Source organism: Actinomadura sp. CNU-125 (assembly GCF_001942465.1).
GTDB lineage: Bacteria > Actinomycetota > Actinomycetes > Streptosporangiales > Streptosporangiaceae > Spirillospora.
This window is the reverse complement of sequence record NZ_MKJY01000204.1, coordinates 1-9,616: the sequence shown is the minus strand read 5'-3', so window position 1 is coordinate 9,616 and position 9,616 is coordinate 1. Positions and strand designations below refer to the sequence as shown.

General features: G+C 72.9%; 9 protein-coding genes, 4 tRNA genes and 2 pseudogenes. 7 read left to right on the top strand and 8 right to left on the bottom strand.

Translation table 11 applies throughout. The annotated features are described in order from the left end of the window. From BJF79_RS23065 to BJF79_RS23040, 7 genes and pseudogenes are all read right to left on the bottom strand, one after another. Positions 1-149: acyl-CoA dehydrogenase family protein (locus BJF79_RS23065; RefSeq protein ID WP_187357042.1), on the bottom strand; the 149-nt coding region annotated here is incomplete at its 3' end. 136 nt (positions 150-285) lie between these two features. Continuing rightward, positions 286-358, bottom strand: a tRNA-Lys gene (locus BJF79_RS23060). A gap of 14 nt (positions 359-372) precedes the next feature. Next, positions 373-445, bottom strand: a tRNA-Gly gene (locus tag BJF79_RS23055). 26 nt (positions 446-471) lie between these two features. After that, a tRNA-Arg gene (locus tag BJF79_RS23050) sits at positions 472-544 on the bottom strand. A gap of 13 nt (positions 545-557) precedes the next feature. Next, positions 558-631 (bottom strand) — tRNA-Ala (locus tag BJF79_RS23045). A 309-nt stretch (positions 632-940) separates the two neighbouring features. Beyond that, positions 941-1,078: an LPFR motif small protein gene (locus tag BJF79_RS55730; RefSeq protein ID WP_158079262.1), complete on the bottom strand. Its 138-nt coding sequence runs from the start codon at positions 1,076-1,078 to the stop codon at positions 941-943. 68 nt (positions 1,079-1,146) lie between these two features. Next, positions 1,147-1,940 (bottom strand): annotated as a pseudogene (locus BJF79_RS23040) (putative protein N(5)-glutamine methyltransferase). A gap of 177 nt (positions 1,941-2,117) precedes the next feature. On the opposite strand from BJF79_RS23040, the pseudogene BJF79_RS23035 reads away from it, so the two are divergent. From BJF79_RS23035 to BJF79_RS23010, 7 genes and pseudogenes are all read left to right on the top strand, one after another. Continuing rightward, a pseudogene (locus tag BJF79_RS23035) lies at positions 2,118-2,965 on the top strand (pentapeptide repeat-containing protein). Between the two features lie 79 nt (positions 2,966-3,044). Continuing rightward, a complete protein-coding gene (locus BJF79_RS55725) occupies positions 3,045-3,266 on the top strand; it encodes a hypothetical protein (RefSeq protein WP_158079261.1) in 222 nt (73 codons plus the stop codon). Next, positions 3,215-3,592: a hypothetical protein gene (locus BJF79_RS23030; protein ID WP_075900368.1), complete on the top strand. Its 378-nt coding sequence runs from the start codon at positions 3,215-3,217 to the stop codon at positions 3,590-3,592. Before BJF79_RS55725 ends, BJF79_RS23030 begins: the two co-directional genes overlap by 52 nt. Further along, positions 3,589-6,144, top strand: a complete 2,556-nt coding sequence (locus tag BJF79_RS65775) for a cytochrome b N-terminal domain-containing protein (RefSeq protein WP_075900366.1) — start codon at positions 3,589-3,591, stop codon at positions 6,142-6,144. The genes BJF79_RS23030 and BJF79_RS65775 overlap by 4 nt, the downstream gene beginning before the upstream one ends. After that, on the top strand, positions 6,129-6,500 hold the full coding sequence (locus BJF79_RS65770; RefSeq protein ID WP_075900364.1) for a hypothetical protein: 372 nt from the start codon (positions 6,129-6,131) through the stop codon (positions 6,498-6,500). The genes BJF79_RS65775 and BJF79_RS65770 overlap by 16 nt, the downstream gene beginning before the upstream one ends. A 124-nt stretch (positions 6,501-6,624) precedes the next feature. Further along, positions 6,625-6,879, top strand: coding sequence for a hypothetical protein (locus BJF79_RS23015; RefSeq protein ID WP_075900362.1), 255 nt, complete (start codon positions 6,625-6,627; stop codon positions 6,877-6,879). A gap of 74 nt (positions 6,880-6,953) precedes the next feature. Continuing rightward, a complete protein-coding gene (locus BJF79_RS23010) occupies positions 6,954-8,141 on the top strand; it encodes a zinc-dependent alcohol dehydrogenase (protein ID WP_075900360.1) in 1,188 nt (395 codons plus the stop codon). Here the strand turns inward: BJF79_RS23010 and BJF79_RS23005 are convergent. Beyond that, a partial coding sequence (locus BJF79_RS23005; protein ID WP_316043421.1) for an MFS transporter occupies positions 8,113-9,616 on the bottom strand: 1,504 nt, incomplete at its 5' end. The genes BJF79_RS23010 and BJF79_RS23005 overlap by 29 nt on opposite strands.

Sequence of the window (9,616 nt, the reverse complement as noted above, 5' to 3'; positions counted from 1 at the left end):
GCCACCAGCGCATCCAGCGCCTCGCGCGGGAACCGGGACTCCTCGTCCACCTCCGCCGCGAACGGAGCGATCTTCGCATCGGCCAGCTCGCGCACCGTGCTGCGCAGCAGCTCATGCTCCTCCGACGGAGCGTAGGCGGGGAAGTCCATCGTGCCTCCACGTGGCCCGGCGATCCCGGGGACGTTACTTTGACGATCAATATTTGGACGCCAAAATAAGTGACCGGCCCGCTCCCCGTCAAGACGCCCCCGGTCAGGACGCCCTCGTCAGGACGCCCCCGCCGCGTGCCGCCCAGAGGACTCGAACCTCTATACCCGGGGTAAGAGCCCGGTGTCCTTTCCCATTGAACGAGAGCGGCTTGTTCTCGTGTCGAACCGCACCCGGGAATCGAACCCGGTTCCTCTGCTTGGAAGGCAGATGTCTCAGCCATTTAGACCTGTGCGGCGTGAACGGACCCGAAAGGGCCCGCCGTGCCTCCACCAGGAATCGAACCTGGAATCTCCGCATTCGTAGTGCGGCGCTCTTTCCGTTGAACCATGGAGGCTTGCCGTCTTGCGTGGACCAGGCCGGGCTCGAACCGGCAACCTTCCGCTTGCAAGGCGGACGCTCCTCCAAATTGAGCTACAGGCCCATGTATACGTGCGGTCCCGCGAACCGCGGGAGGGAATGAGAAAGGCCGCGGGGACGTCGTCCCGGCGGCCTCCGATCGAGCCGTGACGGCTCTACAGGGAGGCTCCTCGGGAGGCCGCTCGTCGCGCGGCGACGGGGCTCGGCCCTCGCTTGGCGTTCATCTCGCGGCTCCCTTCTTCGTGTGCGGCGCGTTGAATACATGGTGCGCGCCGCCGGGTCCCGGGCGCAACGGGTTTTCCACGGAGAACGGAAAAGGCCGGGGAGGAGGTGCGGGCCCCCTCCCCGGCCGACGGTGGACCGGGGTCCGGCGTCAGACGCCCCTGCGACGGGTCCGGGCCGGACGGCGGTGTGACGGCGCCAGCAGGCGCTGCAGCACCCGGAACGGCAGCGTGACGACACTGATGATCGTGCCGATGACGGCGTTCAGCGCTGCACTGATGCGGCGCATGATCTCTCACTCCTTCGGTCTTCCGTTACTGTCTCGTTACCCCCTCAGGGGGATTTACACCGATTCGGCTAAAGAGATTTCGTGCCGACGACGACCGTGGCGTAAAGATCCGCACAGCGCGCGATCTCCGGGGTCAGGCCGCCGCGGGCGACCGCGTCCAGCGCGTCCGGTACCTGCCGCTCGCTCGTCTCGAACAGCAGGCGGCCGCCCGGGGCGAGCCAGCCGGACGCTTCGGCGGTGACCCGCCGCAGGACGGCCAGGCGTCCGCGCCGCCGTCGAGGGCGACGCGGGGCTCGTGGTCGCGCGCCTCCGGGGGCAGCAGCGCGACCTCGTCCGACGGGACGTACGGGACGTTGCAGAGCAGGACGTCGACGCGGCCGCGCAGGTTCGCGGGGAGCGCGTCGAACAGGTCGCCCTCGTGCACCCGCCCGCCGAGCGGTTCGACGTTGCGGCGGGCGCAGCGCACCGACTCCGGTTCGATGTCGGCGGCGTGCAGTTCGCAGCCGTCCAGCCCGGTGACGAGGGCGGCGCCGAGCGCGCCCGTGCCGCAGCACAGGTCGAGCACGACGGGACGGGACGGGGCCAGGGCGGCGGCCCGGCGGACGAGGAACTCGGTGCGGCGGCGCGGCACGAACACGCCGGGGGCGACGCCGACGCGCAGGCCGCAGAACTCGGCCCAGCCGACGACGTGTTCGAGGGGGAGCCCGGCGGCGCGCCGGTCGACCATGGCGTCCAGTTCGGCGGCGGTGCGGGCGGCGGAGCGGAGCATCGCCGCCTCGTCCTCGGCGAAGACGCACCCGGCGGCGCGGAGGCGGGAGACTACGGCGTCGGGAGAGGACGCGGAGAAGGGTGAAGCGGGCATGACGCCTTTCGGGGTCCTGCGGGCGCCCCGGTCAAGCGTTTCCGGACGGAGGCACCCGGTCTGGTCGGACAGAAACGGGTCTCACCTCCTTCGGCCGGTCCCGGACGAGCGCCGCCCAACGTACCGCAACGGCACGGGCACCCGCGGGGCGGGGCGAGAATGGAGGGTCGTCGAAGCATGGGAGAGCGGTTGTCCACGAACGCGGAACTGCGGGCGGACTGCGCCGATTGCCACGGGTTGTGCTGCGTCGCGCTCCCGTTCACGGCGTCGGCCGACTTCGCGGTCGACAAGGCGGCGGGGCGGCCGTGCTCGAACCTCCTCGCCGACTCCCGCTGCGGGATCCACACCGACCTGCGCGGGCGCGGCTTCGCCGGGTGCACGGTCTTCGACTGCTTCGGGGCCGGGCAGAAGGTCTCGCAGGTCACTTTCGGCGGGCGCGACTGGCGCGGGGACGACGGCGTCGCGCGGCGGATGTTCGCGGTGTTCCCGATCATGCGCGATCTCCACGAGGTGCTCTGGTACCTGGCCGAGGCGCTCGCGCGTCCCGAGGCGGCGCCCGTCCACGGCGAGCTGCGCCGGGTGCGGGACGAGGTGGAGGCGCTCACGAGCGGCACGCCGGAGGCCGTCGCCGACGTGGACGTGGCGGCGGTGCGGGGACGGGTGGGGCCGCTGCTGGCGCGTACCGGTGAGCTGGTGCGGGCGGACGCTCCCGGCCGCGACCATCGCGGCGCGGACCTGGTGGGCGCGCGGCTGAAGGGCGCCGACCTGCGCGGGGCCTGCCTGCGCGGCGCGCTGCTCATCGCGGCGGACCTGCGCGGGGCGGATCTGCGGACGGCCGAGCTGCTCGGCGCGGACCTGCGGACGCCGACCTGCGCGGCGCCGACCTCACCGGGTGCCTGTTCCTCACTGCAGCGCTGCTCGACGCGGCCCGGGGCGACGCGGCGACGCGGACGCCCGGGATGCTGCGGCGGCCCGCGCACCTGGTGATCGTCCGCGCCCGACCGGCGGCCCGACCGGCCGCGTGACGGTCCCGTTTCAGCCCGTGACCAGGGGGAATCTCCGCTGGGCACGGCGTTGAGGGGGCCAGGTGGGGCGGGTCGACCGGTGGGGCACGGGGGTCGCGCCGCGGTGCTGGCCGTCCTCGGCGGCGGGCTGCCCCTGCTGGATTCGGCGCTGGGCCGCGGCGGGCGTCCGCTGGCCGCGGGCGCGGTCGTCGCGGTGGGGACGGAGCGGGCCGGTGAACGCCCGGTGCGGGTGGCGGTGCCGTCGGCGCGGTGGTGCTCAGCGCGGAACGGTCGGCGCTGGCCACGAACGCGGCGCTGCTGAGCGGCGACGTGGTGGTGAACGTGGTCGCGGTGCTGCCGCTCGGGACGGCGGACGCGCGGGACCTGTGGCACGGGCTGGGCCGGATCGTCGCGGCGGGCGGCGGCGCGCGGCTGCACGCCGACCCCGCGGCCTTCACGACGGCGGACGGCTTGTCGGGCCTGACCGGGCGGCTCACCGCGCCCGGCCGCACCGGGCTGGCGGGCGTGTTCACGACGGGGCCGATCGGCGCCACGGTGACGGCGGCGGGACCGCCGGGCGCGTTCCGGGCGCTGGCGGGCGAGATCGAGGCGATCGTGCGTTCCCTCACGATCGCGGCGGGCCCGTGACGAGGCGTCCGGCGTTCTGGCTGTGGGCCGGGGCGTGCCTGCTCGGGATCCGGCTCGCGGCCGACACGGCGGGGGCGCTCGTGCGGGCGTTCCCGGCCGGTGCCCTGGTCGGGTCCGCGCTGCTCGCGCCGACGCTCGTGCTCGGCGTGTGGGCGCTGCGGCGGACCCATCCGGTGCGGGTCCGGCCGCCGGGCCCGGCGCTCATGGCCGTGGCGTGGGGCGGGCTGGCGGCGTTCGGGACGGCGCTGCCCGCGAACGCCGCGTTCCTGGCGGTCCTCGGGCAGACGGCCGGGCCGGAGTTCGCCGCGGTGTGGGGCGCGACGATCGCGGCGCCGGTGAACGAGGAGCCGCTGAAGCTGCTGGGCGTCGCGGTCGTGGCGCTGGCGGTCCCGCGCGCGGTGCGGAGCCCGCTGGACGGGTGGGGGTACGGCGCGCTGGCGGGGCTTGGCTTCCAGATGTCGGAGAACTTCCTGTACGTCCTGAACACGATCATCCTGACGGGGGCGACGCAGGACGCGGGCGCGGCGTTCGTCTCGTTCGCGGGCCGGGTCGTCGGCGGCGCCTGGTGGAGCCACTGGGCGATGACCGCGGTCGCCGGCGCGGGCCTGGGCCGTCTGCTGAGCCGCGCGACCCGGACGAGCGCGGCGCTCGCGGCGGGCGCGCTCCTGCTGGCGATGGCGCTGCACGCCTGGTGGGACTCGCCCGTCCTGGCGGGGGCGGCGCTGCTGCCGTTCAAGGGCCTGCCGATCCTGCTCGCCGCGGTCGTGACGTACCGGCTGGCGCGGCGCGGCTACCTGGCGCGGTTCCGGCGGGCGGCGGACGCGGAGACGGCCGGGGGCGTGCTGGTGCCGGGCGAGCGGCACGTGCTCACCTACCGCAAGTGGCGGCGCAAGGAGCGGTGGGACGTGCCGCCCGGCGAGCCGCGGCTGCTGCTGGCTCGGCTCCGCGCCGCCGAACTGGACCTGCTGGAGGCCGGGCTCGGCGGCCTGGAGGCCGACCCGGACGTCGCCGAACGGCTGCGCGGCGACATCCGGGAACTGCGGCTGCGGCTGAACGCGTCGTGGCGTCGGCCCGGCGCGGCGCGCCGTCCGGTGAGGCGCGCGCGCCGGGCGGGCGCCTCCGTTTGGTCACCGCCCGCCCGGGTACCGGCCCGTCGGGAATTCGCTCTCGGCCAGGGAGAAACGCAGATGGCGCAGGGGAAGGGCGGGTCGAAGGCCGGGAGGCTGGAGAATCTCGCGTTGGGTGTCAATGATCGGCTCGGCACGGGCGAGTTCCTGAAGCGGAACCTCACCAAGGCGTTTCCGAAACATTGGTCGTTCCTTCTCGGCGAGATCGCCCTCTACTCGTTCATCGTGCTTCTGCTCACCGGCGTGTTCCTCACGCTGTTCTTCAAGCCGAGCGGCTCGGAGATCGTCTACGACGGCTCGTATCCGCAGTTGCGGGGCGTGACGATGAGCGAGGCGTACGCGTCGACGCTGCACATCACGTTCGACGTCCGCGGCGGGCTGCTGATGCGGCAGATCCACCACTGGGCCGCGAACATCTTCCTCGCGGCGATCACGATCCACCTGCTGCGGATCTTCTTCACGGGCGCTTTCCGCAAGCCCCGGGAGATCAACTGGCTGATCGGCGTGACGCTGTTCGTGCTGGCGATCGCCGAGGGGTTCGCCGGTTACTCGCTGCCGGACGACCTGCTGTCGGGCACCGGCCTGCGGATCATGTCGGGCATCGTCCAGTCGATCCCCGTCGTCGGGACGTACCTGGTCATGTTCGTCTTCGGCGGCGAGTTCCCGAGCAGCGCGGAGTTCATCCCCCGGCTGTACATGGTGCACATCCTGCTGATCCCCGCCCTGCTGCTCGCGCTGATCACCGCGCACCTGATGATCCTCTGGCACCAGACGCACACCCAGTGGCCCGGCAAGGGGCGGCGGGAGCAGAAGGTGACGGGCGAGCCGACCTATCCGGCGTTCGCCGCGCAGAGCGGCGCGTACTTCCTGTTCGCGTTCGGGTTCCTGGCGCTGATGGGGGCGTTCTTCCAGGTCAACCCTGTCTGGCTTTACGGGCCCTACGATCCGGCCGAGATCTCGTTCGGCTCGCAGCCCGACTGGTACGTCGGGTTCCTGGAGGGGTCGCTGCGCATCATGCCGCCGCTGGAGACGACCCTGTGGGGGCACACGATCCCCTGGAACGTGCTCGTGCCCGCGGTGATCCTGCCGGGGGTGTTCTTCACGCTGATCGCGATGTACCCGTTCTTCGAGCGCTGGGCGACGGGCGACGAGCGCGTCCACCACCTGCTCGACCGGCCGCGCAACGCCGCCACCCGGACGGCGATCGGCGCCGCCGCCATCGCCTGGTACGGCAACCTGTGGGCGGCAGGCGGCAACGACGTCATCGCCTGGCGGTTCCACATCCCGCTGTTCTGGACGACGTGGTTCTTCCGCGTCGGGTTCGTGGTCTTCCCGATCGTCGCGTTCATCGTCGTCGGCGGATCTGCCTGTCGCTGCAGCGCCGCGACCTGCGGCAGCGCAGGGAGGGGGTGGAGAGCGGGCTGATCTCGCTGACCCCCGAGGGCGGGTTCACCGAGCGGCACGAGAAGTCGTCGGACGAGGCGGCGGCGCTCCTGCAGACCCGGCAGCCCCGCGAGCTCCTGGCCGCCTACCCGCACCACATCGTGCCGTTGCCGACGCCCGGGCGGGTCCGCACCCAGGCGCGGACGCGCGCGAACCGCTTCTACCTCGACTACCAGGTGCTGTCGCAGGGCGGCGGGCAGGGACGGGCGGACGGCGCGGCGCCGCGGCAGCGCGCCCAGATCGAGGGCGGCCCGATCGAGGACGCCGGGCGGCCGAGCGACGGGAGCGGGTTCGGCAGGCTGCGCGGATTCATCGGAAAACGCCTCGGCAAGCGCTGAACCCGTCCGGGTCCTTCGCCGACGCGAACGACCGCGTACCCGGTTGACCTGCGCGTTTCACGGGTACGGGGGGCATCTGCGCGAAGGGCCCGAACGGCCGGCGACCGCATGGAGGTGACATCGCATGTCGGGCAAGAAGATGGAGGGCGACGAGACCCAGCGTCGCGCGAAGGCGCGGGAGGCCCGGGAATCCGGGTCCACGCCGAGCGCCGAGAAGGTGACGACGGGCGCGTCGAAGCAGGACCACACTCGTCCCAAGCAGGAGCCGCACCACCACGTGGAGCGGCTGGAGGACATCCACAAGGGCAAGCAGCAGGACGCTTCGCCGAAGCCGAAGCCCGGCTACGGCGTGCCCGGGTCCAAGCGGCACCGCGACTGACCGGCGTCCGATATCGCACGTTTCGCCCTATCGGGCTGGGTACGGCATTTGTCCCGGCTTCAAGGAGGGTGACGATGAAGGCTCTGACCTGGCACGGCAAACGGGACGTCCGCGTCGAGAACGCGCCCGATCCGAAGCTCAAGGAATCCGACGACGCGATCATCCGGGTGACCTCGTCCGGGGTCTGCGGCTCCGACCTGCACCTGTACGAGGTGCTCGGCCCGTTCCTGTCCGAGGGCGACATCCTCGGGCACGAGCCGATGGGGATCGTCGAGGAGACCGGCGCGGACGTCCGGCACGTCCGGCCGGGCGACCGGGTGGTCATCCCGTTCAACATCTCGTGCGGGACCTGCTACATGTGCGAGCGCAAGCTGTTCGCGCAGTGCGAGACCACGCAGGTCCGCGAGCAGGGCAACGGCGCGGCGCTGTTCGGCTACACCCGGCTGTACGGGCAGGTGCCGGGCGGGCAGGCCGAGTACCTGCGGGTGCCGCAGGCGCACTTCGGCCCCATCAAGGTGCCGGAGGGCCCGCCGGACGAGCGGTTCGTGTACCTGTCGGACGTCCTGCCGACCTCGTGGCAGGCCGTCGAGTGGGCGAACGTCCCGAAGGACGGTTCGGTGACCGTGCTCGGCCTCGGCCCGATCGGCCAGATGTGCGCGCGCATCGCCCGCCACCACGGCCACCGGGTGATCGGCGTCGACGTCGTCCCCGAGCGGCTGGACATGGCGCGGCGGCACGGCATCGAGGTGATCGACTCCGCGGACGCCGACGACGTCGCGGACGCGGTGCGGCAGCTCACCGGCGGCCGCGGCACCGACTCGGTGATCGACGCGGTCGGGATGGAGGCGCACGGCTCCCCCGGCGCGAAGATCGCGCAGACGCTGACCGGGATGCTGCCGGGCAACACCGCGGCGCCGCTGATGTCGCGCGTCGGGGTGGACCGGCTCGCGGCGCTGATGACCGCGATCGAGGTCGTCCGCCGGGGCGGCACGATCTCGGTGATCGGCGTGTACGGCGGGATGACCGACCCGATGCCGATGCTGCGGATGTTCGACAAGGGCATCGGGCTCCGGATGGGCCAGGCCCACGTCAAGGCGTGGATCGACGACCTGCTGCCGCTGGTCTCCGACGACGCCGACCCGCTCGGGGTGATGGACCTGACCACGCACCGGATGCCGCTGGACCGGGCGCCGGAAGCCTACGAGATGTTCCAGAAGAAGCGGGACGGCGCCATCAAGGTGCTGTTGCGGCCCGGCGCCTGACCGCCGGGCGGCGGCCCGCCGGGGCGCGGCGTCCGGCGACCCGGTCTCCGGGCGGACGTCCGGACGGCAGGAACGCGGCGAGCAGGATCCCGACGGCGACCGCGGCGGTCGCGATGAGGAACGAGATCCGGAACCCGGTCATGTCGGGGACGGCGGTGCCGTGGAAGGAGATCGTGTTGCGCGCGAGGACGGCGCCGAGCACGGCGCTGGACACCGAGGTGCCGATGGAGCGCATCAGCGTGTTCACGCCGTTCGCGGCGCCCGTCTCGGAGGTCGGCACCGCGCTCATGATGAGGGTGGGCAGCGCCGAGTAGGCGAGGCCGATGCCGCCGCCGACCATCGTGCAGATCAGCGCGACCTGCCAGACCTCGTTCATCAGGCCCTGCGCGGCCGCGTACGCGCCGCCGATGACCAGCAGCCCCAGGATGAGGGACGTCTTGGGGCCGCGCGCGGCGGAGATGCGGGCCGACAGCGGGGAGACGAGCATCATCGCGATGCCCATCGCCACGGCCAGGCCGGCGACCAGGAGCGTCTGGCCGAGGCCGTAGCCGGTCGCCGTCGGCAGCTCCAGCAGCTGCGGCAGCACCAGCGACATGGCGTAGAAGGAGACGCCGATGGTGATCGCGGCCAGGTTGGTCAGCAGCACCTGCCGGCGGGCGGTGGTGCGCAGGTCGATCAGCGGCTCGCGCACCCGCAGTTCCAGGACGCCCCACAGCACGAGGATCGCGATCCCGGCGGCGGCGAGGCCGAGCGTGGCGGGGCTCGTCCAGCCCCAGTCGGCGCCCTTGGTGACCGGCAGCAGCAGCGCCAGCAGCCCGGCCGACAGGCCGAGCGCGCCCGCGACGTCGAACCGGCCGCCCGCCCGCACCGGGGACTCCGGGATCAGCAGCAGGACGAGCGCGAAGGCGACCGCGCCGAGCACGGCGGCGCCGTAGAAGAGGAAGTGCCAGCTGAAGTTCTGCGCGACGTAGGCCGACAGCGGCAGGCCGAGCGCGCCGCCGACGCCGAGCGAGGAGCTCATCAGCGCCAGCGCCGAGCCGAGCCGTTCCTTGGGGAGCTGGTCGCGCATCAGGCTGATGCCGAGCGGGATCGCGCCCATGGCGAATCCCTGGACGGCGCGGCCCGCGACCACCACGAGCAGCTCGGAGCTGACGGCCGCGATCAGCGAACCGGCGATGACCGCGGAGATGCTCACCAGGATCATCCGCCGCTTGCCGTACATGTCGCCGAGCCGTCCCATGATCGGCGTGGCGACGGCGCCGGTCAGCAGGGTCGCCGTCATCGCCCAGGTGGCGTTGGCGATGGACGTGTCCAGCAGCTGCGGCAGGCGCCCGATGACGGGGATGAGCAGGGTCTGGACGAGCGCGACGACGATCCCGGCGAACGCCAGCACGGCGATCAGCACGCCGCCGCCCCGCTCCCGGCCGGGGTCGGCGGGACCGGCGGCGGGGTCGGCCGCGGGGGCCGCGGCGGGG

Bases quoted from the DNA above. Each gene is read 5' to 3' on its own strand.
- BJF79_RS55730 (WP_158079262.1), bottom strand. From the start codon at position 1,078: ATGCGCCGCATCAGTGCAGCGCTGAACGCCGTCATCGGCACGATCATC.
- BJF79_RS23015 (WP_075900362.1), top strand. From the start codon at position 6,625: ATGTCGGGCAAGAAGATGGAGGGCGACGAGACCCAGCGTCGCGCGAAG.
- BJF79_RS23010 (WP_075900360.1), top strand. From the start codon at position 6,954: ATGAAGGCTCTGACCTGGCACGGCAAACGGGACGTCCGCGTCGAGAAC.